This window comes from Ruegeria sp. CL3 (genome assembly GCF_056536505.1).
This window is the reverse complement of record NZ_JBQFPT010000018.1, coordinates 1-23,695: the sequence shown is the minus strand read 5'-3', so window position 1 is coordinate 23,695 and position 23,695 is coordinate 1. Positions and strand designations below refer to the sequence as shown.

General features: G+C 59.0%; 24 protein-coding genes. 8 read left to right on the top strand and 16 right to left on the bottom strand.

The genetic code is table 11. The features are described from left to right. Positions 1-90 precede the first annotated feature (90 nt). From ACR0NO_RS20915 to ACR0NO_RS20860, 12 genes are all read right to left on the bottom strand, one after another. Positions 91-735, bottom strand: a complete 645-nt coding sequence (locus ACR0NO_RS20915; protein WP_480555401.1) for a lysophospholipid acyltransferase family protein — start codon at positions 733-735, stop codon at positions 91-93. Between the two features lie 281 nt (positions 736-1,016). After that, positions 1,017-1,424 (bottom strand): universal stress protein, encoded by a 408-nt coding sequence (locus ACR0NO_RS20910; RefSeq protein ID WP_170643950.1) that lies wholly within the window; start codon positions 1,422-1,424, stop codon positions 1,017-1,019. Between the two features lie 71 nt (positions 1,425-1,495). Further along, on the bottom strand, positions 1,496-2,533 hold the full coding sequence (locus tag ACR0NO_RS20905; RefSeq protein ID WP_480725429.1) for an Ldh family oxidoreductase: 1,038 nt from the start codon (positions 2,531-2,533) through the stop codon (positions 1,496-1,498). A gap of 22 nt (positions 2,534-2,555) precedes the next feature. Next, complete coding sequence (locus ACR0NO_RS20900) at positions 2,556-3,737, bottom strand: UxaA family hydrolase (protein ID WP_480725427.1); 1,182 nt, start codon at positions 3,735-3,737, stop codon at positions 2,556-2,558. Positions 3,738-3,749: 12 nt separating this feature from the next. Further along, positions 3,750-4,040 (bottom strand): UxaA family hydrolase, encoded by a 291-nt coding sequence (locus ACR0NO_RS20895; protein ID WP_170378184.1) that lies wholly within the window; start codon positions 4,038-4,040, stop codon positions 3,750-3,752. A gap of 11 nt (positions 4,041-4,051) precedes the next feature. Then, a complete protein-coding gene (locus ACR0NO_RS20890; protein ID WP_480725426.1) occupies positions 4,052-5,032 on the bottom strand; it encodes a zinc-dependent alcohol dehydrogenase in 981 nt (326 codons plus the stop codon). Beyond that, positions 5,029-5,751, bottom strand: coding sequence for an SDR family NAD(P)-dependent oxidoreductase (locus ACR0NO_RS20885; RefSeq protein WP_480725424.1), 723 nt, complete (start codon positions 5,749-5,751; stop codon positions 5,029-5,031). The genes ACR0NO_RS20890 and ACR0NO_RS20885 overlap by 4 nt, the downstream gene beginning before the upstream one ends. A gap of 41 nt (positions 5,752-5,792) precedes the next feature. Next, entirely contained in the window at positions 5,793-7,100 is a 1,308-nt protein-coding gene (hisD, locus tag ACR0NO_RS20880; RefSeq protein WP_170549840.1) for a histidinol dehydrogenase, read from the bottom strand. Positions 7,101-7,110: 10 nt separating this feature from the next. After that, complete coding sequence (locus ACR0NO_RS20875; RefSeq protein WP_170378176.1) at positions 7,111-8,439, bottom strand: TRAP transporter large permease; 1,329 nt, start codon at positions 8,437-8,439, stop codon at positions 7,111-7,113. 11 nt (positions 8,440-8,450) lie between these two features. Beyond that, a complete protein-coding gene (locus tag ACR0NO_RS20870) occupies positions 8,451-8,966 on the bottom strand; it encodes a TRAP transporter small permease (protein ID WP_170378174.1) in 516 nt (171 codons plus the stop codon). Positions 8,967-9,081: 115 nt separating this feature from the next. Beyond that, entirely contained in the window at positions 9,082-10,227 is a 1,146-nt protein-coding gene (locus ACR0NO_RS20865; RefSeq protein ID WP_170549844.1) for a TRAP transporter substrate-binding protein, read from the bottom strand. A 26-nt stretch (positions 10,228-10,253) separates the two neighbouring features. Then, positions 10,254-10,436 (bottom strand): hypothetical protein, encoded by a 183-nt coding sequence (locus ACR0NO_RS20860; RefSeq protein ID WP_170467628.1) that lies wholly within the window; start codon positions 10,434-10,436, stop codon positions 10,254-10,256. 152 nt (positions 10,437-10,588) lie between these two features. On the opposite strand from ACR0NO_RS20860, the gene ACR0NO_RS20855 reads away from it, so the two are divergent. After that, positions 10,589-11,635, top strand: coding sequence for a LacI family DNA-binding transcriptional regulator (locus tag ACR0NO_RS20855; RefSeq protein WP_170668169.1), 1,047 nt, complete (start codon positions 10,589-10,591; stop codon positions 11,633-11,635). A 92-nt stretch (positions 11,636-11,727) separates the two neighbouring features. Here the strand turns inward: ACR0NO_RS20855 and ACR0NO_RS20850 are convergent, their stop codons facing one another. Genes ACR0NO_RS20850 through ACR0NO_RS20835 form a run of 4 tightly spaced genes read right to left on the bottom strand, consistent with a single transcriptional unit; the run spans position 11,728 to position 16,839 of the window. Then, positions 11,728-12,672, bottom strand: a complete 945-nt coding sequence (locus ACR0NO_RS20850) for an ABC transporter substrate-binding protein (RefSeq protein ID WP_170668171.1) — start codon at positions 12,670-12,672, stop codon at positions 11,728-11,730. A gap of 41 nt (positions 12,673-12,713) precedes the next feature. Beyond that, on the bottom strand, positions 12,714-13,721 hold the full coding sequence (locus ACR0NO_RS20845; RefSeq protein WP_170463775.1) for an ABC transporter permease: 1,008 nt from the start codon (positions 13,719-13,721) through the stop codon (positions 12,714-12,716). After that, a complete protein-coding gene (locus tag ACR0NO_RS20840) occupies positions 13,718-15,244 on the bottom strand; it encodes a sugar ABC transporter ATP-binding protein (RefSeq protein ID WP_480725422.1) in 1,527 nt (508 codons plus the stop codon). Before ACR0NO_RS20840 ends, ACR0NO_RS20845 begins: the two co-directional genes overlap by 4 nt. A gap of 41 nt (positions 15,245-15,285) precedes the next feature. Continuing rightward, a complete protein-coding gene (locus ACR0NO_RS20835; RefSeq protein ID WP_480725481.1) occupies positions 15,286-16,839 on the bottom strand; it encodes a UxaA family hydrolase in 1,554 nt (517 codons plus the stop codon). A gap of 83 nt (positions 16,840-16,922) precedes the next feature. Here ACR0NO_RS20835 and ACR0NO_RS20830 point away from each other — a divergent pair, with 83 nt between their 5' ends. From ACR0NO_RS20830 to ACR0NO_RS20800, 7 genes are all read left to right on the top strand, one after another. After that, positions 16,923-17,660, top strand: coding sequence for a GntR family transcriptional regulator (locus tag ACR0NO_RS20830; RefSeq protein ID WP_480725420.1), 738 nt, complete (start codon positions 16,923-16,925; stop codon positions 17,658-17,660). Further along, positions 17,657-18,709: an aldo/keto reductase gene (locus ACR0NO_RS20825; RefSeq protein ID WP_480725418.1), complete on the top strand. Its 1,053-nt coding sequence runs from the start codon at positions 17,657-17,659 to the stop codon at positions 18,707-18,709. Before ACR0NO_RS20830 ends, ACR0NO_RS20825 begins: the two co-directional genes overlap by 4 nt. Further along, positions 18,699-19,127 carry an RbsD/FucU family protein gene (locus ACR0NO_RS20820; protein ID WP_480672858.1) on the top strand — a complete coding sequence of 143 codons (429 nt, stop codon included), beginning with the start codon at positions 18,699-18,701 and terminating at the stop codon, positions 19,125-19,127. Before ACR0NO_RS20825 ends, ACR0NO_RS20820 begins: the two co-directional genes overlap by 11 nt. Continuing rightward, positions 19,124-19,954, top strand: coding sequence for an amidohydrolase family protein (locus ACR0NO_RS20815; RefSeq protein ID WP_480672860.1), 831 nt, complete (start codon positions 19,124-19,126; stop codon positions 19,952-19,954). The genes ACR0NO_RS20820 and ACR0NO_RS20815 overlap by 4 nt, the downstream gene beginning before the upstream one ends. Before the next feature lies 1 nt (position 19,955). Beyond that, on the top strand, positions 19,956-21,068 hold the full coding sequence (locus ACR0NO_RS20810; RefSeq protein WP_480672862.1) for a fumarylacetoacetate hydrolase family protein: 1,113 nt from the start codon (positions 19,956-19,958) through the stop codon (positions 21,066-21,068). A gap of 12 nt (positions 21,069-21,080) precedes the next feature. Continuing rightward, positions 21,081-22,583 carry an aldehyde dehydrogenase (NADP(+)) gene (locus ACR0NO_RS20805; RefSeq protein WP_480725417.1) on the top strand — a complete coding sequence of 501 codons (1,503 nt, stop codon included), beginning with the start codon at positions 21,081-21,083 and terminating at the stop codon, positions 22,581-22,583. A gap of 211 nt (positions 22,584-22,794) precedes the next feature. After that, positions 22,795-23,526, top strand: a complete 732-nt coding sequence (locus tag ACR0NO_RS20800; protein ID WP_480725416.1) for a fumarylacetoacetate hydrolase family protein — start codon at positions 22,795-22,797, stop codon at positions 23,524-23,526. The last annotated feature ends 169 nt before the right edge of the window (positions 23,527-23,695 follow it).

Genomic DNA, 23,695 nt, shown 5'->3' with positions numbered 1-23,695 from the left:
TTTTCTGAAGGGCGCAATAAGCAGTAGTTTTAGGCACAAATCAGTCTCGCTTGCCCAAAACGCTCTCTTTTTGATTGGCCCTAAGGGAGATCAACGCCGACTGGTCAAAGAGACAGTGCGCCGTCTTAGAAACTCGAGTAGTTCCCGAGGATTGTTTGCCCGTTTTTCAATCTCGTCTCTCTCAATAGGGTCACCGACGATCGGGCGCTGGGGTTTATCCAAGGCATGCCGCACCTCGTACAAAAGCAACCCTTGGCGCAGCGTGGCGGAGACATTGCTGGCGATTTGATATGCGCGACTGTTGCGTCCCGGAAAACGAATGGGGACAACTGTGGCCCCAGAGCGCTGGATAAGTTTGGCTGTAAAGGGATTCCATTCGCGTTCGATCGCAGGCCCCCACCAACTGTTCGACGAGGCAACAACCCCGGAAGGGAACAATGCGATTAACCCTCCGTTCGCAAGATGCTCCATAGCTTTTCGGCGCATTTCCAGGCTCTTTTCAAGAGCGTTGGGTTCATGATCAAAGGGGACCGGGATCATGAACTGGTCAATCTCAACGACACCCGTCAGCAGAGACCGCGTTAGAATTTTATAATCGGTTCGGACCTGACCGATCAGTTCCGCCAGGATCATGCCGTCGACAAGCCCGTGCGGGTGATTGGCGACAACCACCACGGGCCCTTTGCTCGGGATTTGACGAATTTCTTCATCGGGCGTTTGCAGCGCGATGCCCATCACCTTGAGGGCCTGCCCCCAGAAGGGTTGCCCAGCGGGCACGCCCATTGCCTCGAATTTGCGGATGCGACGCAACAAATGGAATTTGCTTGTAGCCAGCTCAATCGCTTTGATCGCCCATCGCTGAACCGGGTTGCTGAATGTGGATGCATAAGACAAGCGGCGCCGATCATAGGGCTGTTCGCTCAGGTTTGTTCCATCACTCTGGCCAAGCAACAGCCGAGTCTCTTTGTCCGGGCGGCCAGTACCGGGTCTTTTGCGGGTTTGAGACCCCTTAACTCTCATCGAAGGATGAAGACCGAACACGGCGCACGGCGTGAAATACGCGACGCCGTCGAGCCCAGAAGATAGTCTCGAACGCCGGGTTTGTGAGATCCGACAATAACCAAATCAACATGGTTCTCGCGGGCAAACTCCGCGACCTTCAGGCCCGGCTTGCCAGTGATAACCTCGGTCGAGATGTCGCCCGCATCGCCTGCAAGGCGATCCAGTTCGTCCTTGATGCGCGCTGTCAGGTGGTTCTCGGGTTTCGACTCCACGAATTCGGCGACGAAACCGGGTATGTCTTCCAGCACTGTCAACAAGGTCATCCGACCGTCTTCGGCAAGCAGACGCCGGCCAGCGGCGATTTTGTTGGCGACGACGCCTTCATGGTCCAGAGCGACCGGGATGAGAATGTGCTTGTACATAGTCAGTTCCTTTGTCGATTTAGGGGGCGTTTGTGGCGTCAGTGCTGAGGGACATGGTCATATTGGCGGCCTCAGACATTTGCGCGCGCGAGTTCGCGAGCCAGATCAAGATATTGACCGGGAACCGCTATGCCTTGCGCCCGCGCGCGGCTGATCGACTCTGCACGCCGATCCCCCGGAAGCCGTGCGCCTTCGAGGCTGTTGATGGCCGTCAACACCATTTCGAGGCGATCCGTGAAGGCGCCCAGATTGCTTGGACTCATAGCAATCAGGAACTGCCCGGACCCCGGAGAAGGCCCCTCTGCGTCAAAAAAAGAAGCCACGCCCAAGCTGGGGTTTGCACCGGTGAAAACCGACGCGAGAACCTCGACCATCAAGGCGATGACGGTTCCCTTTGCCCCTCCGGCTGGGGCCATGGACCCAGCCAATGCGGCGGCTGGGTCGGTTGTGGGCTTGCCGTCTTTGTCAAAGGCCCAGTCCGGCGGGATGGGCTGGCCTGTTTTCCTCGCATGCATGACCTTGCCGCGCGCAACATGCGAAAGCGCCAGGTCAATCACCAGTGGCGGTGCGTCGCGGCGCGGCGCCGCAAAGGCGATGGGGTTGGTGCCAAAAACCGGGCTCGCGGCGCCCCAAGGGGCGATTGCAGGAGGGGCATTGGCAAACATCAAGCCCACAAGGCCCTCAGCGGCGAGCTTTTCGACCTGCACCGACAGTGCGCCGGCGTGATGCGAGTTTTTGACCGACATTGTTGCCGTGCCGTAGGAACGCGCCACGCTTATGCCCTGTGAGATGGCATGATCCAGCGCCGGGTACGCAAAACCGAAATCGGCGTCAGTGGAAATCGCGGTTTGACTGGTCGGTCGAGAAGTGATTTTTGCGTCCCGGTTTATTTTTCCGCTGCGCACCTGCGCGACATAATCCCCAAGGCGTGAAAAACCGTGACCCGCCTGGCCTTCGGCTTCTGCCGCCACCAGTGCATTGGCGACGGACTCAGAGTGTTCCTTGGAAACCCCCTGAGCCACTAATGCACCTGAAATGAGGGCCTTGGCCTCGGAAAGGCTGATGTTTTCCGCGTGTTCCATGGTGTTGTTTTCGCGGCGGGGCAGCACCTTTGGGCCGCCCCTGCCCGACTTAAGCGCTGCGATAGAGCTTGGTCATCGAGAATTCGCGATGGCCAAGCGCTTCGGCGGCTGTGTTGCGGCCATTGGCTGTGCGGCGGATCATGTCGATCAGTGCATCGCCCGCTTCGTCAATGGTCTGTTCCCGGCGCAGGATACCCGAAACGTCGACGTCCACGTGCTCTGCCATCGTCCGCACAGTCCGAGGGTTCGCAGTGATCTTGATAACCGGAACAATCGGATTGCCCACCACATTGCCTTGACCCGTGGGGAAGGTGTGGATGACAGCGCCACCGGCCGCCATCAGGGTCACACATTCCGCCGCGGCCGAGGAACTGTCCATGAAGTACAGCCCCGCGCCCGAGCTTGGCGCTTCGGCGGCATCGAGGATGTCGATGTATTGCGAGGTCCGACCGATCTTCTCGAGGTTGCCCAAGGCTTTTTCCTCAATCGTGGTCAGGCCGCCTTCGATGTTGCCTTTGGTCGGCTGGGAATCCGACAGGTCGTCGGTCTGATGCGCAAAGATCACATCGTCCTGATAGGCCTTCCACATATTGTACCAGCGCTCGCCAACTTCTTCGTTGATCGCGCGTTTCTGGCAGATGTGCTCAGCGCCGGTTATCTCCGAAGTCTCGCCAAAAAAGCCGGTGATGCCTTCGGGTAGCAGCTTGTCGTACATATTGCCAACCGTCGGGCAGGACCCCAAGCCAGTGGTGGTGTCGGACTCACCGCATTTGGTTGAGATCCACAGCTCGTTCAGCGCACATTCTTCGCGCTGGTATTCCGAGGTCAGATGCACGAATTCCTTAGCGGCCCAGCTGGCCTGACGGATGGTTTCAAAATCGCCTTTCTGCTCGATCGAGAATTCGGCAACCGGTTTGCCGGTTTCGCGAATGCCGTCCGCAATCCGCTTGGTCCAACCCGGCTCAATGCCGATCACGACAACTGCCGCCACATTGGGGTTCGCCCCGGTGCCAATCATAGTCCGGAAGTGCAGCTCCAGATCCGCGCCAAACTGCAAGCGGCCATAGGCATGCGGGATCGCAAGTGTGCCTTTGACGTTATTCGCAACGGCTTCGCAGGCTGCGTTCGAAATATCGTCGACCGGCAAGATAACCACGTGGTTTCGAACGCCGACACGGCCATTCTCACGACGGTAAGCATGCACAGACATATTTTTGAAATCGAGTGCCATGAAGAGGACTCCTTACCAGCGCTTTGTTTTGCAGTTGTGGGTGTGGACGTGGCCACCCTTGGGAATGTCCGCAATGATCTTGCCGATATCCTCGCCGTATTTGATCGCGGTATCCCCGTCCTTGAAGTCTTTCAGCGCGATCTTGTGGCCGATTGGCACATCAGCGCCAGATGTCAGGCGGAAGGTCGAATTGTCATGGGTTACGCAGACCAGCATATCGGTGCCGGCCGTCAGGCCCTCGACCACGACAACACCGACATTGTCGGCATGTTCGTGGACGAGCAAGTGGGGGATTTCAGCCATTTGTAGTCTCCTCAGGCGTCAGGTTTTAGAATGATTTTCGGGGCCGCGACTCGCCCTGCCAGAATGTCCTCGAAGGCATGCGCCCCATCTGACAACGGTCGGCTTTCCACCCAGTCCAGTGCGCCCAGCCTGCCCTCGAACATGGCGGCGGCGGTGTCGCGAAAATCTTGCGCGGTATAGGTGTAGGTGCCGATAAAGGTGATCTCTTGCAGGGTCATGCGACGCACATCCAGGCCGCCCGTGTCTTCGCCCAGGCCGATATGCAGAACCACACCTCCGGGCTTGGCAGCGGCAGAGGCAACTGCCCTTGTTGCCGCAAATCCGACTGCGTCGACAACAACAGGGAATTCGTCCTGAACCTCCTTGGCGACCTGCATTCCACAGGTGGCGGCGAGGTACTCTCGGCGGATGTCATTTCTCTCGACGATTACAACTTCCTCAAAGTCCATCGCTTGCAGGGACAAAGCGGCGGCCACTCCAATTGCGCCGCCACCAATGACAAGCGCTTGGCGCGGTTCCGATGGATGCAGCGCCTCAACGCCAAGTCGGGCCGCATGCCAGCCGACGGCGATGGGTTCGGCCAGTGCCGCTTTGGCCAGTGAAACATCGTCAGGAACCGTGACCAGATTGGCTTCAGGGATGCGTACAAGCTCGGCGAAAGCGCCCTCGCGCGGGGGCATCGAGATGATCTGCCGCGTCGGACACAGGTTTTCACGTCCGGAAACACAGGCCGGACAGGCACCGCAATTGACCAGAGGGTTGATCGTCACACGCTCACCTGCGCGGGGTCCGTCAACGATGATGCCAGCCGCCTCGTGCCCAAGGATAAGAGGGGCCGGGCGGCGGTTGTCGTGACCCAGATAGGCATGCATGTCCGAGCCACAGATGCCCACGCTTTCCACCCGGATCAGCGCCTCGCCCAGCTGTGGGGTTGGGTCCCTGGTCTCTTCGTAAGACAGGGCCTGAACGTCGGTATAAACAAGAGCTTTCATTTGGCGGTGAACCCTCCATCCAGCATCAGGAGTTGGCCGGTCACGTAGCGAGAGGCTTCTGAACACAGAAAGAGCAAAGGCCCATCGAGATCTCCGAGCGCCCCGTTGCGGCCAATGCAAGTTTGAGCCGCGTTTCGTTCGGCACGTTCGGGATCAGCAAAGACCGCCGCAGTCAGTTCGGTCTCAAAAAAGCCCGGGCCAATCGCATTTGTGTTGATCCCCGCAGACGACCACGCCTCGGCCATGGCGCGGGTCATCTGGGCCACGCCACCCTTTGAAGCGCCATAGGGAAGTCCGTTTGGAAAGGCGCGGAAGGATTGTAGCGAGGCAAAGTTGACGATCCGCCCCCAGCCTTTTTCCTTCATGGCCGGAACAAAAGCCTGGCTCAGGAAGAAGGGGGCAGACAAGTTGACCGCGAGGGTCGCGTTCCAAATTTCTGGTGACAGGTCCTCGGCTGGCAATCTTGGGTTGAGACCCGCAGCATGAACAAGAATATCCGGCGCGCCGAACGGAGCAGCTATTTCGCGCACCAGCTCCGGTTGGTTTTCAAGATCGGCCACATCGCCAGCGAGGACGGCAACGTTTCCGCCCATCTGGTCCGCCCAGCTTGCCAAGGCTTCGGCGCGGCGGGCGACGCCCACCACCTTTGCACCGGATTTCGCCAAGATCGTTGCCGCTTGTTGACCGAGGCCAGAACTGGCCCCGGTCACAACGGCCACGTGGCCATCAACGCTGAATAATCGAGAGGAAGACAAGTGTTCTAGCCTTGCGCCGTCAGGTTGAATTCTTCGTCCGGGAAGTATTTCTTCAGGCGGATGTCGGCGGTGCGTGCGTGGCCCTCCATGCCCTCGAGTCGTGCAATCCGTGCGGTCGCTTCAGCGACGGGCTTGGCACCTTCACGGGTCGCGCGCTGCCAGGTCACGATTTTCATGTACTTGTGCACACTCAGGCCACCTGTGTAGCTGGCCGCCCCAGAGGTCGGAAGCACATGGTTCGTTCCCGCCGCCTTGTCGCCAAAGGCCACGGTGGTTTCCTCGCCCAAGAACAGCGAGCCATAGCAACTGAGGCGATCCAGCCACCACTCCAGATCTTCCGCCTGAACCGTCAGGTGTTCGGGTGCATAAGCATCGGAAGTTGCGGCCATTTCCTCACGATCCGCGCAAAGGATTACCTCTGCGTAATCGCGCCAGGCGGCGGTGGCATTGTCGCGGTTCACTTCCGGTAGATCGGCAATCAGCTCTGGCACCAGGCGCATGACTTCTTCGGCCAGGGCACGGTCATCGGTGACCAGCCAGACCGGCGAGTTATAACCATGCTCGGCCTGACCCACGAGATCGGCTGCAACCACCATCGGATCGGCTGTTTTGTCGGCCAGGATCAGGCTGTCGGTCGGGCCAGCAATCATGTCGATGCCGACACGGCCGAACAGCATCCGCTTCGCCTCAGCCACAAACTGGTTTCCCGGACCCACGAGAATATTGGCCTTGGGCAAGCCGAATAGGCCAAACGTCATCGCCGCAACGCCCTGAACACCGCCCATGGCCAAGATTTTATCTGCACCACAGATATGCGCCGCATAGATGATGGCAGGCGCGATACCCACGTCGGGGCGTGGTGGAGAACACGCGACGATGTGCTTACACCCAGCGACTTTTGCCGTGGTGACGGTCATGATCGCGCTTGCGATATGGCTATACCGCCCGCCGGGCACATAGCAGCCTGCGGCATCCACCGGGATCGCCTTCTGACCGGCGATAAAGCCCGGCACGACCTCGGTTTCAAAGTCCTTGACCGTGCCCAACTGCGCCTCGGCGAACTTCTTAACGTTGGCGTGGCTGAACTGTATGTCCTGCTTCAGCTTTTCGGGCACGAGGGCCGACGCAGCCTCGATGGCCTCAGGTGACAACAGGATTTCACCATCGTAATTGTCAAACTTCCGGGCGTAGGCCATGGCTGCCTCATCCCCGCCGGCCTCGATCTCATCAAGAATGTCGCGGACGATTTTCTTGGTTTCCGAAGCATCGCTTTTCGAGGTCAGCGTCGCTTTTTTGAGATATTCTCTCGGCATTGATTGCTTCCTATTTGTAAATATCTGGCAGAAGAACGGTCGAGATCGTCGGCACATAGGCGATGAACAGGGTGACGATCAGCATGAACAGGACGAACGGAATGGCGCGATAAGCGATCTTCAGGATCGACTCGCCCGTTATTCCTGCGACCACGAAAAGGTTCAGCCCCAAGGGTGGCGTGATAAAACCAACGCCCAACGCGGTGATCATCATGATGCAGAACTGGATTTCGTTCATGCCGATGTCATCCGCCAGAGGCTTAAGGATCGGCGCGAGGATCACGATGTTCGGCGTCGTCTCCATCACGCAGCCCGCTGCGATTAGAATGCCGACCATCATCAGTATGAGGACAAGCGGTTCGTCACTGACCGAGGTGGCGGCTGCCACAAAGCCTTGCGGGACACCAATAATGGCCAGTGCTTCGGCCAAGGGAGCCGAAAAGGCGATGATCGGCAGAATGACCCCGTTCACCTTGGCTGAACTGACCAGCATCGCGGGAAAATCGCTCAGGCTCAGAGTGCGCAGGATGAACCCCATGACGATCGTAACCACCACGGCGGTTGCACCTGCTTCGGTCGGCGTAAGGCGACCTGAAAAGATGCCGTAGAAGATGATACCGGGCACCAGAAAGGCATACCAACCTGACTTCAGGGCTTTGCCAAGCCGCGAGAAGTATTCGCCCATGCTGATGTTGCCTCCACCTTCCCAGCCTTTGAGGCGGTTCATGATGATGTTGGTGGCAAGAATGGACAGCAGGATCGCAATGCCAGGGATCAGAGCGGCCAGAAACAGTGTCGAGGCAGAAATCCCCAAAACAAGGCCGATGATGATATAGGCGATCGATGGCGGGATCAGGATACCGGTACAGGCTCCAGCCGCAACAAGGGCGCAAGCATATGGCCGGGGGTAGCCGGATTCGACCAGTCGGTCGATCGTCATGCGGCCAACAGCTGCGGCTCCTGCGGCGTCCGAGCCTGAGATCGCGGCGAACATCCCGCAGACAAGCACCGTGGCCGATCCAAAGCCGCCCTTGGCGAATTGTGTTAGAGCCTCGGCCACATCAAGAAATTTTCGACTGAGCCCGGTTCTGACTAGGACGTCGCCTGTTAAGATAAATAGCGGCACAGCCGTCAGCGCGAAAAAGTCGATCCCAGAGAACAGCTTTTCCCCGACGAGGCTCAAAGGCAGAGCCCCTGACCAGACTAGCATCAGGATCGCGGCAGAACCGATGGCGGCCCAGACGGGAACGGCAAGTGCGACAAGGACGACGAACAGGATGACCGGGCCATAAAAATCCCAGCCGAGGACAACGGATTGATCGAGTTGGTTCCAAAGCATGTCCAGCCCCCTCAGTCGAACAGTTTGTCACCTTCGTAGACGGGGCGACCCGCACGAAGGTCCGCGATGTCGCGGAGGATGGATTGGAAGAGGCGAAGCAGAACCAGTGCGAAACCGATTGGAACGGCCATCAGGAACCAGACGCGGCTGATGCGCAGACCGTCTGTCACAGATCCAAATTTTGCGGAAACGTGGACTGTTTCATACGAATAATAGAGCGCCACGACCGACACGGCGACCATCACAAAATCCCCAAAGAGATACAGCAACGCCTTAATCCGAGGGCTGACATAGTGCATGATCACGTCTATGCGGATATGGCCACGCTCACGAACCGCAGCGGCAGCGCCGATCCAGGCGAGGTAGATGAACGAGTATCGGACGATTTCCTCGCCCCAGATCGAGGAATAGGACAACAACTCGCGCCGAAGCACCTCGATGAACATCGTCGCCACCAGCATCGTGTAGAACACGAGCAGCAGCCAGCGCTCGGCATTCCGGTTCAGTTCTTGCAGTATTCGTTGCATGCAATCCTCCCGTTCACCGGCACCTCAAGGGCAGCCGGCAGCCGGATTTCCAAGTTGTCGTCAGATTTTTGGGGCGGCCAGTAACTATGCCGCCCCTGAAACGCGACGAGGCGTATCAAGCATCGTGGACGTAGTAGCGTCCTTTCGTGCCAGCCGCTTCTTCCAGCTTGGCAAAGTTGTCCATGGAACCCGCGAGCTCGACCTTGAACTCGTCCCAATCGGACAGTTGGTATCCACCAGCGGCTTTCCATTCCGCAAGCTGATCCTCGGTGAGGCTGTGGAACTCGACACCTGCTTTGCGCAGTTCTGCCATTGCATAGGTGCGTGCAGATGGAACCTTGGCCAGGTTCTGATGCGAGGTCAACTCGCCCGCGAACTCGATGCCTTCCTGCACATCTGCGGGTAGCGAGTTGAACCATTCCAGATTCATCGAGTAAATCTGGCTGTCCGGCACCGCTTGGGTAAAGGTGACATGGCTCAGGATGTCCTTGAAGCCAAACACAAAGAGCGCGCCAACCGACGGATCCAGAGCATCTGCCACGCCCTGCTTGATCGCCGAAGGCGTTTCACCCCAGGCCACCGGCGTCGGGTTCGCGCCGACCATGCGATAGTACTGCTGCAGCATCTTCGAGCCGGGCACGCGGAACTTGACCCCTGCCATGTCGCCGGGCGTGATCACGGCGTTTCCGCCCTTGCGCACGGCTACAACACGCGGGTCGATATTGATGTAGAAAAGCGCTTTGAAACCTGCGGCTTCGATCTTGGGGTGTACTTCGGCTTTCCACGCATCCGAGGTCACAAGGTTGGTGAAGCGCTGGTTCGAGCCACAGAAATAGGGCATATTGATCAGGTCAGCCGCACTCGCATAGGGCGCGAAGTTCGACAGGGAATGCTGCGCACATTGGATGGTGCCAGCCTGTACCGCCTGGACCAGGGCGCCACCTGCCCCCAACTGACCACCAGGTGCCAGCTTGACATAGACCTTGCCATTGGTGGCGTTCTGGATGTTTTCCTTCAGGTCCAACTGCATGATCGGATAGCTGCGCGATGCACCCAAGACATACGCTGTCGCAAGGGTCATCGTGAATTCCGCTGCATCCTCCCGTTCACGCTCTTCCTTGGCGGTTTGTGCCGCGGCCTCGCTGGACCACAAAGTCCCCGCAGCCCCTGCAACCAACGCTGCGGTGAAGCTACCGCTTCCTGCCAGCTTCAAGAAGTTCCGGCGAGAAGCCGAAGCCAATTCCTGCTTTTCACGATCCATGTTTTCCTCCCTATGGGTCATGTCATTTATTGTTTTTTTGATTGTGCGGCCGCCTCTTTCCTTAGCGTGACGACAACGAATGCGAGCGATGCCGCGAAGAGCAACACCATCTCTCCTACGTCGCCCAGGAATTGGCCGTAGCCAAATGCGCCCGCGACGACGTTGATCAGGAACGCCAGAAAAAGCGCAATGGCCGCGAATATGAACATTGCCAAACCCCCTCCTCTCCGATTCGAAGCAACTGTAAGCGCTTACATTTTGCATTGCAAGCGCTTACACTGTACCTAGAATGGCACGCCAGTTGACCCCGCATTCCGAAGAGCGCAAATGAAGCGCCAAAACCACGAGTGTATTTAGGTAGATGACGAAGGCACCATTTCCAGACGAGCCAAGCCGGACGTCACCTACGCTGGAAGACGTTGCGCAACGTGCAGGTGTTTCGACAGCCACGGTTTCGAGGTGTCTCAACAATCCCAAAATGGTGTCCGAGAAAACGCGCGAACGAGTTCTGAGCGCGGTCAAAACACTTGGTTACACACCGAACTTCGGGGCGCAGGCCCTTGCAGCCAAACGCACCAGAACCTTTGGCGCAATTATCCCGACGATGGAAAACGCCATCTTCGCACGTGGCCTCCAAGCCTTTCAGGAAGAGCTTCAGAGGCATGGAATAACCCTGCTCGTCGCCAGCTCTTCATATAACCCTGAGCTTGAAGAAGAGCAGATCCGCAGCCTCGTGGCACGCGGTGCGGATGCGCTTTTGCTGATTGGCTTTGACCGGACCCCGCAGGTTTATGAGTTCCTGAAAAAACAGCGGATCCCATGTGTGGTTGCCTGGGTTTATGATCCTGACCAAACGCACCTGTCTATCGGGTTTGACAACCGAAGCGCCATGCGCGCGCTGACCGAACAGGTACTCGACCTGGGACATCGCGCCATCGCCTTTGTCACGGCAGAGAGGGACGGCAACGACAGGGCTCGGTTGCGCTGTGAGGGCGTGCAACAAGCGATGCTATCTCGGAACCTTGATGTCGGCAACCTGCACGTCATCGAAACGCCCTACTCGATCGACAACGGAGCCCGCGCTCTGGAGGCGGCGATGGAATTGGACCCGAGACCGACTGCAATCCTGTGCGGCAACGATGTTCTTGCCGCTGGTGCTCTCAGGCAGGCGCGGAAAATGGGTCTTGAAGTGCCGCGAGATGTGTCCATCACCGGGTTTGATGACATTGAAATAGCAGAGATCGTAACACCGGCCCTGACAACGGTTCATGTTCCCCATCGAAACATGGGTAAAGGGGCTGCGCGTATGCTGGTCGCTTTGCGCAAAGGTGAGGATGCGGGGTTAAGTGTACAGCTCGAAGCCACGACAAAGATACGCGAGTCACTCGGGCCTGCACCCCAGGCCTAGGACACATGGCCACTAGTTGACCCGAGCTACCTCTAAAGCATCCGGCCCACCCAGTAAGGGCAGGCCGGACAGGTTATCGTGAGTGGATGGTTTTAGTCGTACAGAACGGCCGAGATTTTCGGGTCGTCGATATTCGTGGCATCGTAGTAGTAGAAGCCCGTGTCGATCAGGGCCGGTACTTCTTCGCCATTCAGGGCTGAAACCGCAGCTTTTACGGTTTCATAGCCGATACCAACGGGGTTCTGCGTGATCGCACCCGCCATCAGGCCGCTTTTGATCGCGTCTTTCTGTGCTTTGCCGCTGTCATAGCCGATGATGACCAGACCTTCGGTGCCCAGTTCCTGAACGCCGTTCACAACGCCAATGGCCGAGCCTTCGTTGGTGCCGAAGATACCATTCAGATCCGGGTTTGCAGTGAGGATCGCCTTTGTCACTTCGGTCGATTTCAGGTGATCGCCCTGACCGTATTGAACGGTAACGACTTCGATGTCCGGATATTTCTCGGCGATACGGTTTACGAACCCGTCGCGGCGGTCGATCCCTGTGCGGCTGGTCTGGTCATGCGCCACAACGGCGACTTTGCCCTTGCCGCCGATCTTCTCGGCCATCTTGTCCGCTGCCAGACCGGCCGCTGCAAGGTTGTCTGTAGTTGCGGTCGAAAGCGGGATGTCGCTGTCGACGCCGCTGTCGAAGGCGATGATCGGGATACCTTTGTCATTGGCCTGTTTCAGCAGCGGGATCGCCGCTTGGCTGTCCAACGCTGCAAAGCCGATGGCTTTGGGATTATTGGCCAGGGCCGCCGCCAGCATATCGATCTGACGGTCCACCATAGTTTCGTTGTCCGGGCCTTCGAAGGTGATGGTGACATCGAACTCATCCGCCGCCTGCTCGGCCCCAGACTTAACCGCCTGCCAGAACTGGTGCTGGAAGCCTTTGGACACCAGCGGGATATAGATTTCTTCGGCAGCCGCCATCGAGGCGGGACCCGCCAGGGTGGCCGCACTCAGCGCCCCCAGAATGAAACGACGTGAAAACATGTTTTCTCCTCCACAGTTGGTCGTTTTCTATTTTGTTATTCTCAGCCGGATTTCTTGCGCCGTGCCATGTCGGCATAGACGGCCAGAATGATGATTGCGCCGGTGACAACCGTCTGCCACTCCTGCGCGACGGACAGGACCCGCAGCCCGTTGGTAAGCACCGCCATGATCAAGGCGCCGATCAAGGTGCCAAGGATCGTGCCGCGACCGCCCGACAGCGATGTGCCGCCGATGACAACCGCCGCGATGGCCTCCAGCTCATACCCCAGACCCAAGGCAGGCTGTGCCGAGTTCAAACGCGAGGCGATCAGGATGCCGCCAATGCCGCAGATAGCTCCGGCCAGCGCATAGATGCGGATCTTCCACATATCGGTGTTCACACCCGACAGGCGCACGGCCTCTTCGTTCGACCCCAGCGCAAAGGTATAGCGACCCAGAACTGTACGGCTCAGGATATACGAGGCGGCGATTGCGACGATGAACAGGATCAGAACGCCATTAGGGATGGGCAGCGCTGGGAAGACCTCTCCGATCAGCGACCCGCGCGAGATCTGGTCAAAGCCCGGCGTGTCATTGAAATAGATCGGTCGCGTCCCCGAGATCACCAGCGAGAGACCCTTGAGGATCAGCATCATGCCGAGTGTGGCGATGAAGGGCGGGATTTTCATTTTTGCGACGAAGGTCCCCGAACACAGGCCGCAGAACGCGCCCGCCGCGATTGCGGCCGCAACGCCTAACAGCAACGGCATGCCCAGATAGGTCAGCACCACCCCCGCGATCACTGCGCAGAAGGTCATCAACGTGCCCACCGATAGGTCGATCCCGCCGGTGATGATCACCAAAGTCGCGGCCACCGCCAGTACCCCGTTGACCGAAGTCGCCTGCAAAATCGCAATCATGTTCGAGGTTTGCATGAAGTTCGGCGATGCGATCGAAAAGCCGATCAGCAGCGCGATCAGGCTCGCGAAGGCCAGCATTTTCTGGTAGGCGCCGCTTTCCGACAAGCCCGCCAAGGGCTTTTTCTTGTCGATATCCGTAGCTGTGGTCATTGCATTGTCCCCGTTACCTGCATTGCCGCCGCCCGTTGCGTGGCCAGATGCATGATGTCTTCCTGAGTGGTGTCTTTTCCGCCGGGCAGAATGCCGGTCAGCCGGCCCTCGCACATCACGGCGATGCGGTGGCTGAGGCGCATGATCTCGGGCAATTCGGACGAGATCACGATGATCGTCTTGCCCTGCTCTGCCAGCTCCTCGAGCAGTTTGTAGATTTCGGATTTTGCGCCCACGTCGATGCCCCGTGTGGGTTCATCGAAGATCAGGATATCGCAATCGCGCAGCAGCCATTTGGCGATGACCACCTTTTGCTGATTGCCGCCCGAGAGCAGCCGAACCTCTTGCACATCCGATGGCGTTCGGATGCCCAGCTGCGCGATGTAGCCTTTGGCGGTGGTGCTGATTTCGCTGTCATTCAGAACACCGCCGGTACTTGTGAAAAGATCCATCGAGGCCAGCGCGATATTGTCCCGCACATTCATCCCCGTGGCGAGGCCGAAATGCTTGCGGTCCTCAGATAGATACCCGATCCCGGCCTTCACCGCGTCGGTGGGCGACTTGATCGAGACCACCTGACCATGCACCCGAATTTCACCGGCATCTTTTGGGTCGGCACCAAAGATTGCCCGCGCGACCTCGGTCCGGCCAGCGCCCATCAGACCAGCAAAGCCCAGTATCTCGCCTTTCTGAACTGAAAAGCTGACATCGTGGATTTCTTTGCTGCGGGTCAGGCCCGAAACCTGAAGCGAAACCTCGGCATCACCCAGATCGGGCACGTCCAGAGGTTCCTCATTCACCTCACGCCCCACCATCATTGCGATGATCTGGCTGATCGGGGTCTCTGCAGCACCCACCGTGCCGACATATTCCCCGTCGCGCATGACCGTGACCCGGTCCGAGATCTGCTTCAGCTCATCCATTTTGTGGCTGATATAGACGATGCCCACACCTTCCGCCTTGAGGCGGCGGATGATCACGAACAGCTCGGCGATTTCGGCGTCGTTCAGGGCCGCGGTCGGCTCATCCATGATCAGAACTTTCGACCGGAAGGACAAAGCCTTGGCGATCTCGACCATCTGCTGTTTTGCGATGGTAAGGCTGCCGACCAGCGCCTTGGGGTCGAGGTTCAGGTTCATCGAGGCGAAGATCTCGGCTGTTTGCGCATTCAGCGCGGCTTCGTCCAGACGACCAAAGCTTTTGCGCGGTTCGCGTCCGATGAAGATATTCTGCGCGACGGTCAGGTCATTCATCAGGCTCAGTTCCTGATGGATGATGCCAATGCCCAGATCCTGTGCCTCGCGCGGGGTGGTTGGGCTAACGGATTTCCCTTCGATCACCAGATCGCCGCCGTCGCGCTGATAGATACCCGAGAGGATCTTCATCAGCGTGCTTTTCCCGGCACCGTTCTCGCCCATCAGCGCGTGAACTTCACCCGGAAACAGATCGAACTGCACGGATTTCAGCGCATGCACACCGGGGAAGTGCTTATCAATCCCCGTCATGTCGACCAGTTTCGTCATTTCTCCTCCCATGCTGCCCCTCTCCCCAAGGGCGGTGCGGCTTACATCACCGCGCCGATTTGCCAGGGGACGAACTCCACGCCCCCAAAGCCAAGTTCTTCACTTTTGGTTTTCTCGCCCGAGGCGACACGAATCAGTACCTCGAACAGCTCTTCGCCTTTGGCTTCGATGCTGACGCCATCGGTGACGATGTCGCCGCAGTTCAGATCCATGTCGTCTGCCATCCGGGCATACATTTCCGAGTTGGTCGCCAGTTTGATGCAGGGTGTCGGCTGATAGCCGGACACCGAACCACGCCCGGTGGTGAACACAATCAGGTTCGCGCCTGATGCCACCTGTCCCGTGACCGAGCATGGATCAAATCCGGGGCTGTCCATGAAGACAAACCCGTGTTTGTCCACCTTCTCACCGAACTTGTAGACGTCGCGCAGCGGTGCCGTGCCGCCCTTGGCGACAGCACCCAGCGATTTCTCCAGAATGGTCGTCAGCCCGCCGCGCTTGTTACCGGGGCTTGGGTTGTTGTCCATCTCGCCGCCATTGCGCTCGGTATAGTCTTCCCACCAGTGGATACGCTCTATGAGCTTTTCGCCCACTTCGATGGTCTCGGCACGGCGGGTCAAAAGATGCTCCGCCCCGTAGATTTCAGATGTCTCGGACAGGATCGTTGTTCCGCCGTGGCGCACCAGCAGATCCGAAGCATACCCAACGGCCGGATTGGCCGTGATCCCGGAATACCCGTCTGATCCACCGCATTGCATTCCAACAGTGATTGCACTGATGGGCGCGGGCGCGCGCTCGGCTTGATTCGCCAGTTCGGCTATCCCCCGCAGCTCATCCAAACCGCGTTCGATCGTGCGGCGCGTGCCGCCCTCGTTCTGGATGGTCATGTAGCGCAACGCACCATCGGGGCGGATCGGGCGTCCTCCGACAAGGTCTGCGACCTGCATGACCTCGCAGCCCAAACCAATCAGCAGGATACCCCCGAAATTCGGGTGCTGAGCGTAACCGGCCAATGTTCGGAACAAGGTGGCATAGCCTTCATCCTTGCCGGACATGCCGCAGCCCGTGCCATGCACAATCGGCACCACCCCATCGACATTGGGGAAGTCATCCAGAAGCCCAGACTTCTCGGCCGCCTCGGCAATGAACCTTGCAACAGAGCCCGAGCAATTCACGCTGGTCAGGATGCCGATATAGTTGCGCGTCCCTACCCGGCCATCGGCACGATGATACCCGTCAAACGTGCGATCCGCGGCCAGCGCGGGTAGCGGAGCATTGGCGCTGGCATGCGCATAGTCCTGTTGATGCGCGCCCATCCCCAGATTGTGGACATGGATGTGATCCCCCGGTGCAATATCGCTTTTGGCCTGACCGATGATCTGGCCGTAACGGATAACATTCTCGCCAGCCCGAATCGGCATCGTCGCAATCTTGTGCCCGCGGGCCACTTGCGAGGTCAGAGGGGTTGGCACTTGTGTCGGCTGCTCGCCCGCCTGCAAGTCACGCAGGGCAATAACAATATTGTCATCAGGGTTAAGCTGAACGACGTCCCGTGCCGCCTTTTCCAGAACATTTATGCCGTCGTGTGCTTGCATCACTTCCCCGCTTGCTTGGCCCATGTTGCTAAGTGCTATATCTGCTCTTGTCAACTAACATGTTAGAATGTTAAACGATGATCATGAACAAGCTCCAAGATATTGATGCCTCTCTCCTGCCCGAGATTACGACCACCGAAGGATCGCTGGCTCAGCGGGTTCACCACTCTTTGAAAACGGCGATTCTGGCGCTGGACTTTCCACCAGGCGCGAACCTTCGTAAGGCCCCGGTTTGCGAGCGTTTAGGCGTGTCACGGGCGCCTGTTGCGGACGCTATCGCCCGGCTGGCATCTGAAGGTCTGGTGGATGTAGTCCCGCAATCCGGGACGCGTGTGTCCTATTTCTCGATGGATGAGATCCGCGAAGGTGCCTTTCTGCGCGAAGCACTCGAATTGGCAACCGTCGCCAAGGTGACGCGTGACCTGACCGAAGATCAGCGAAAACGTCTCAGCCGTAATATGCGCCTGCAAGAGCTTTTGATCGAAGATGACGATGTTCCTGGCTTCTATCAGGCCGACGAAGAGTTTCACGGCATGCTGATGGACTTCACCGGCTTCCGTCACCTCGCCAACGTTGCGCAGAATGTTTCTCTGCAGGTGAGCCGGGCGCGGATGCTGTTGCTGCCGACCCCCGGCCGGATTGCTGAAACACTGGCGGAACACAAAGCCATTTTTGACGCGATTTGCAGCCGCAACGAGCAGGTCGCTCAGGACGCAATGCGCGCCCATTTGGGACAGTTGATGCCGCGCATCGAGGAACTCAGGCAGCAAAAGCCCCACCTTTTCAACCTCACCCAACAGTCGCATAGCGAGGCAGGATGACCGTTTCACAGACAGAATTGCTCAATAACCGTACCGCGCGGCCCGTTCCGCTGACCCGGATGGGATTTGGCGGTGCCCCGCTGGGAAACCTGTACCGCAAGGTGTCGGATGAGGACGCGCAGGCCGCGCTTCATGCGGCTTACGATGCAGGCATTCGGTTCTTTGACACCGCGCCGCAATACGGACTTGGGCGGTCCGAGCGCCGCTTTGGCGAGGCGATTGCCCGCTTTGGGCGGGAGAATATCCAGCTGTCCACCAAAATCGGGCGCCTGCTACTGAATTGCGAACCCCATGAGGTCACGCCCGAGGCCTTTGTGGACGTTCCGCAAAAACGGATCGTTTTCGACTATACCTATGACGGGGTGATGCGCTCCTACGAGGCCAGCCGTGAACGCATCGGGGTCGCAAATGCCGACATCCTTCTGGTGCATGACGTCTGTGTGTTCAGCCAGGGCAGTCAGGAAATGTCGGACGCCAAGGTGCGTGAGCTGTTCGACGGAGGCGGCTACAAGGCACTGGTTGAGCTGCGCGACGCCGGAGAGATTGCTGCTATCGGCGCAGGCGTGAACGAATGGCAGGTGTGTGAAAAGCTTCTTGGTCTGGGTGATTTCGACGGCTTCCTGCTGGCCGGCCGCTATACGCTGCTTGAACAAGAGGCGTTGGACAGCTTCCTGCCCCTTTGTGAAAAGCGCGACGTGGGGATCATTCTGGGCGGGCCTTATAACTCCGGCATCCTCGCAACCGGAGCCGTACCGGGTGCAAAATACAACTACGCCGATGCGCCCGAGGACATACTTGCGCGCGTCCGCAAGATCGAGGCCGTTTGCGCCGCGCATGACACTCCTCTGATCGCGGCGGCCCTTCAATTTGTTCTGGGCCATCCGTGCGTCAAAACAGTCGTGCCGGGCGCTGTCAGCGCAGCCGAAGTGCAATCCAACGTGGCCCTGCTAGAGCGGGAAGTGCCCCCGGGCCTCTGGTCTGATCTGTGGTCCGAGGGGCTGATCCGTCCGGATGCACCGCTGCCGAGCGAGGCCGCCAATGCTGCGTAACATCGACCCCATTCTGTCGCCCAGCCTGCTACATGCGCTCAGAGCCATGGGACACGGTGATGAAATCGTGATTGCGGATGCGAATTTTCCCGGCACAAGCACCGGCCCTGAGTGTATCCGAGCGGATGGCTCAACCGCGAGTGAGATGCTGCGGGCCGTTCTATCCTTAATGCCTCTGGATACATTCGTGATCGACCCCGCCCTGACCATGCAGGTGGTCGGTGATCCGGACGCAATTCCCGAAGCCGTCGCCGATTTTCAGGACATCATTGACGCGACGGCGGACAACCCGGCCAAGGTACAGGGGCTTGAGCGGTTTGCCTTCTATGAGCGTGCGGCCAATGCGTTTGCCATCGTCCAAACAGGCGAGCGCAGGCTCTATGGCAATATCATCCTGAAAAAGGGCGTGATCGCGTGAGGATTGACGCGCATCAGCACTTCTGGGCCGTGGCGCGGGGGGACTATGGCTGGCTGACGCCTGACTTGGACGTGATCTACCGCGACTTTACCCCTGATGATCTGGCCCCGATGCTGAAAGTCGCTGGCATTGAAGGCACCGTGCTGGTGCAGGCGGCTCCAACGGTGGCCGAGACGGAATACATGCTGTCCCTGGCCGATGAGACTCCATTTATCAAAGGAGTTGTGGGTTGGGTCGATTTCGAAGCCCCGGATGCGGCGACCCAGATCGCTGCGTTGGATGCGCACCCAACGCTGGTTGGGCTTCGTCCGATGATCCAAGACATTGCCGATCCGCTCTGGATGCTGGGCGACGCTCTGACCCCCACTTTTACTGAACTTACAGCGCGTGGACTGACCTTCGACGCATTGACCTTGCCGCAGCATCTGGGACCGCTCAGAAAGCTAGTGTCACATCATCCGGACATGAAGGTTGTCATTGATCACGGCTCCAAGCCGCTGATCCGGGACGCAATATTCGAGGGTTGGGCTGAGGATATGGCAGCGCTGGCCAGCGAGACCAACGCATGGTGCAAACTGTCCGGTCTTGTCACCGAAGCCGCATCCGATTGGACCGTCGATGATCTGCGCCCCTACGTGGACCACCTGCTGAACAGCTTCGGCCCGTCCCGCCTGATCTGGGGCAGCGACTGGCCGGTTTGCACCTTGGCCAGCAGCTACGAACGCTGGCTTGAAACTACAGACCATTTGTTGAGCCAGCTCAGCAGCTCCGAACGAGATGCCGTCATGGGTGGCAACGCCGCGCGGGCCTATAACCTCAGGGATTGATATGACTCTACCAAATCTGGACTCCAACGGGCTGTGGCTCGGACGTATTGAGCGCGCTGGGATTGGCCCCTGCGTTGTGACCCTGCGCGATGGCCGCGTGGTCGATGTCACGTCTAAAACTGCGCCAACCGTTCGGGATATTCTCGAGCGGGACGATGCAGCGGATTACGTCCGTGCGGCGCTAGGCGAAGACCTTGGCCCTATTGACGCGGATCATCAGTGGCTGGCGCCGTGTGACCTGCAAGCGGTCAAAGCCTGCGGCGTCACATTTGCCGGCTCGATGGTCGAGCGCGTAATCGAGGAACAGGCCGCAGGCGATCCAGCCAAAGCCGACGCGATACGGTCGCGCATCGGGGAGCGGATCGGCGACAGCCTGTCCAATATCACGCCCGGTTCGGATGAGGCCGCAAAAGTCAAAGAGGCGCTGATCGAAGAAGGTCTCTGGAGCCAGTACCTCGAGGTCGGGATCGGACCAGATGCCGAGGTATTCTCCAAAGCGCAGGTTCTGTCCTCGGTTGGCGCGGGCGCGGATATCGGGCTGCACCCGATTTCCACCTGGAACAACCCCGAACCCGAGGTGGTTCTGGCCGTAACCTCACGCGGTGAAATCAAGGGCGCGACGCTGGGCAACGATGTGAATCTGCGCGATGTCGAGGGGCGCTCGGCCCTGCTGCTCAGCAAGGCCAAGGACAACAACGCCTCATGCGCGATCGGCCCAATGATCCGGCTGTTCGACGATGGCTTCACCCTCGACGACGTGCGCAAGGCCGAGTTGACGCTGACTGTCACCGGACCCGATGGGTTTGTTCTGAATGGCGCGTCTTCCATGTCCCAGATCAGCCGCGATCCTGCGGATCTTGTGAAACAGACCATTGGACGCCATCACCAATACCCGGACGGGCTGATGTTGTTTCTGGGCACGCTCTTTGCCCCAACTCAGGACCGCGACACGCCCGGAGGAGGCTTCACCCATAAACTTGGCGATATCGTCACCATCGCCAACAGCCAGCTTGGGGCACTTACAAACACGGTGCGCCTGTCCACGGAATGCCCTGAATGGACCTTCGGGGCCTCACATCTGATGCGAAACCTCGCCCAACGCGGCCTGCTTTAAGAGAGAACCAATATGTTGACTGGAAAACACCAGATCGCTGGCGAATGGGTCGGCGCAGACGCCACTTTCGCATCGGAACCGGCCCATGGTCCCAGCCATGACTTTGCAGTGGGCACGCCCGCATTGGTCGACCGTGCCGTAGACGCCGCCGAAGAGGCCTTTGCCTCATTCGGATGGTCGACCCGGACCGAGCGGGCGGCCTTGCTGCGCAAGATTGCCGACGAGATTGACGCACGTGGCGATGCGATCACTGAAATCGGAACGCAAGAAACCGGCCTGCCCGAGGCCCGTTTGCAAGGCGAACGTGGCCGTACCGTCCTTCAGCTGCGTCTGTTCGCCGATCACATTGAGGCGGGCGACTATCTGGACATGCGCCACGATCCGGCCATGCCCGATCGCGCGCCCCTGCCCCGCCCCGACCTGCGCATGATCCAGCGTCCGCTGGGGCCAGTGGCCGTGTTCGGCGCGTCCAACTTCCCGCTGGCCTTCTCGGTCGCGGGGGGCGATACGGCTGCGGCTTTGGCCGCAGGCTGCCCCGTCGTTGTCAAGGGCCATTCGGCGCATCCGGGTACGGGTGAAATCGTCGCGCAGGCCATCGACGCTGCCATCAAGGCGACAGGCGTTCATCCCGGTGTGTTCTCATTGGTGCAAGGCGGTAAACGGGATGTGGGAACGCGTCTGGTGCAGCATCCTCTGATCCGGGCGGTTGGGTTTACCGGCAGCCTTGCTGGAGGTCGCGCCCTGTTCGATCTGTGCGCGCAACGCGACGAACCCATCCCGTTCTTCGGAGAGCTTGGCTCGGTCAATCCAATGTTCATCCTGCCGCAAGCCGCCGCCGCGCGCGGGGCCGAGATCGGGGCCGGCTGGTCTGGCTCTTTGACAATGGGAGCAGGTCAGTTCTGCACCAATCCCGGTATCGCGGTTATCATTGAAGGCCCCGAGGCAAATGCGTTCCAGTCCGCCGCCGAGGCGGGCCTGTCCTCTGTGGCCGAGCAAACCATGCTGACCGATGGCATTGCCGAAGCCTACCGTCAGGGCGTTTCACGTGTCGCGGCGGGAACCGGAGTCACCCAGATCATGGGCACCAGCTGCGCGACGCGTGATGCGGCCCCCTACTTGTTCGCGGTGTCGGGTGATGACTGGCTGGCCGACCACAAACTGCAAGAAGAGGTCTTTGGCCCGCTCGGCATCGTTGTCCGCGTCCGCGACTCAGCTCAGATGCAGCAGATTGCGCGCGCTATCGAAGGCCAGCTGACTTGCACTTTGCATTTGGCCCCCGGCGATAAGTCCGACGCACAGGCGCTGCTGCCACTGCTGGAGCGTAAAGCCGGGCGCTTGCTGGCCAACAGCTTCCCGACAGGGGTCGAGGTCTGCGACAGCATGGTTCATGGCGGCCCCTACCCGGCATCGACAAATTTCGGCGCTACATCGGTTGGCACTCTGTCGATCCGTCGTTTCCTACGGCCGGTGTGCTACCAGGACATTCCCACTGACCTGCTTCCCGAGGATGTTTGACGCTGCAGGATGGCCCTTGCGAGCGATGTCTGCAGAAATACCACCAAACAGCCGTTGCGCTTGACGGCGGCTGGACCATCTGAGCAACGAAGGAACTTGATATGAACTGCTCCGCTATGGCCCCAAAGGCGCTGAGAAACCCGGGCTTCTGGATGATGGCGGGGCGATCCGCGATCTCTCGGGCATCGCCAGTGACATATCGGGCGAGGCGTTGGGAGATGAAACGCTTGCACGGTTGCGGGCGCTTAATCCCGCCAGCTTGCCGATGGTCGATGGCTCACCCCGAATCGGTGCTTGCGTGGGTCAGGTAGGCAAGTTCATCTGCATCGGTCTGAACTACGCAGATCACGCCGCCGAAAGCGGTATGGAACTTCCGCAAGAGCCGGTGATATTCTTCAAGGAAACCTCGGCGATCATTGGCCCGGACGATACCGTCGAAATTCCGCGCGGCTCGGGCAAAACTGATTGGGAGGTCGAACTGGGCGTCGTCATCGGGAAAGAGGCCAAGTATATTTCGGAAGAAGATGCGCTGGATCATGTGGCTGGATATTGCGTCGTCAACGACCTGTCCGAGCGTGATTTTCAGCTGCACCGCTCAGGCCAGTGGGTTAAAGGCAAGTCCGCCGACACGTTTGGCCCCATCGGCCCTTGGTTAGTAACGCGCGACGAGGTGCCCGAACCGCAGAACCTGCTGATGTATCTTGAAGTAAACGGGCACCGGTATCAGGACGGCTCGACCAGAACGATGCATTTCGGCGTTGCGACGGTAATCTCGCACCTGTCGCAGTTCATGTCTCTACAACCCGGTGATGTGATCTCGACCGGGACGCCTCCGGGCGTTGGCATGGGACAGAACCCACAGACGTACCTCAAGTCGGACGACCGCATGGAGCTTGGGATCGAAGGGCTGGGTGTGCAACGGCAGAGTGTCGTCGCCGGATAACCGAAAGCGCCCTTTCTACGGGGTCCTACTGTATCAACAAAAAAAGCGCCGCCCTTTGGGGCGGCGCTTTGATTGTTTGTGTTTTGGTGGGTTTATTCTGCGGCCTGTGGTGCCTCGGCGTGTTTGTCACGCTGGCTGTCGCGGAACAGCGCCTTGGCGAGGGCGACCA

Coding starts and splice junctions, on each gene's coding strand:
- ACR0NO_RS20915 (WP_480555401.1), bottom strand. CDS start 735: ATGGGCATCGCGCTGCAAACGCCCGATGAAGAAATTCGTCAAATCCCG.
- ACR0NO_RS20910 (WP_170643950.1), bottom strand. CDS start 1,424: ATGTACAAGCACATTCTCATCCCGGTCGCTCTGGACCATGAAGGCGTC.
- ACR0NO_RS20900 (WP_480725427.1), bottom strand. CDS start 3,737: ATGGCACTCGATTTCAAAAATATGTCTGTGCATGCTTACCGTCGTGAG.
- ACR0NO_RS20895 (WP_170378184.1), bottom strand. CDS start 4,040: ATGGCTGAAATCCCCCACTTGCTCGTCCACGAACATGCCGACAATGTC.
- ACR0NO_RS20890 (WP_480725426.1), bottom strand. CDS start 5,032: ATGAAAGCTCTTGTTTATACCGACGTTCAGGCCCTGTCTTACGAAGAG.
- hisD (WP_170549840.1), bottom strand. CDS start 7,100: ATGCCGAGAGAATATCTCAAAAAAGCGACGCTGACCTCGAAAAGCGAT.
- ACR0NO_RS20875 (WP_170378176.1), bottom strand. CDS start 8,439: ATGCTTTGGAACCAACTCGATCAATCCGTTGTCCTCGGCTGGGATTTT.
- ACR0NO_RS20870 (WP_170378174.1), bottom strand. CDS start 8,966: ATGCAACGAATACTGCAAGAACTGAACCGGAATGCCGAGCGCTGGCTG.
- ACR0NO_RS20865 (WP_170549844.1), bottom strand. CDS start 10,227: ATGGATCGTGAAAAGCAGGAATTGGCTTCGGCTTCTCGCCGGAACTTC.
- ACR0NO_RS20860 (WP_170467628.1), bottom strand. CDS start 10,436: ATGTTCATATTCGCGGCCATTGCGCTTTTTCTGGCGTTCCTGATCAAC.
- ACR0NO_RS20855 (WP_170668169.1), top strand. CDS start 10,589: ATGACGAAGGCACCATTTCCAGACGAGCCAAGCCGGACGTCACCTACG.
- ACR0NO_RS20850 (WP_170668171.1), bottom strand. CDS start 12,672: ATGTTTTCACGTCGTTTCATTCTGGGGGCGCTGAGTGCGGCCACCCTG.
- ACR0NO_RS20845 (WP_170463775.1), bottom strand. CDS start 13,721: ATGACCACAGCTACGGATATCGACAAGAAAAAGCCCTTGGCGGGCTTG.
- ACR0NO_RS20840 (WP_480725422.1), bottom strand. CDS start 15,244: ATGACGAAACTGGTCGACATGACGGGGATTGATAAGCACTTCCCCGGT.
- ACR0NO_RS20835 (WP_480725481.1), bottom strand. CDS start 16,839: ATGCAAGCACACGACGGCATAAATGTTCTGGAAAAGGCGGCACGGGAC.
- ACR0NO_RS20830 (WP_480725420.1), top strand. CDS start 16,923: ATGAACAAGCTCCAAGATATTGATGCCTCTCTCCTGCCCGAGATTACG.
- ACR0NO_RS20825 (WP_480725418.1), top strand. CDS start 17,657: ATGACCGTTTCACAGACAGAATTGCTCAATAACCGTACCGCGCGGCCC.
- ACR0NO_RS20820 (WP_480672858.1), top strand. CDS start 18,699: ATGCTGCGTAACATCGACCCCATTCTGTCGCCCAGCCTGCTACATGCG.
- ACR0NO_RS20810 (WP_480672862.1), top strand. CDS start 19,956: ATGACTCTACCAAATCTGGACTCCAACGGGCTGTGGCTCGGACGTATT.
- ACR0NO_RS20805 (WP_480725417.1), top strand. CDS start 21,081: ATGTTGACTGGAAAACACCAGATCGCTGGCGAATGGGTCGGCGCAGAC.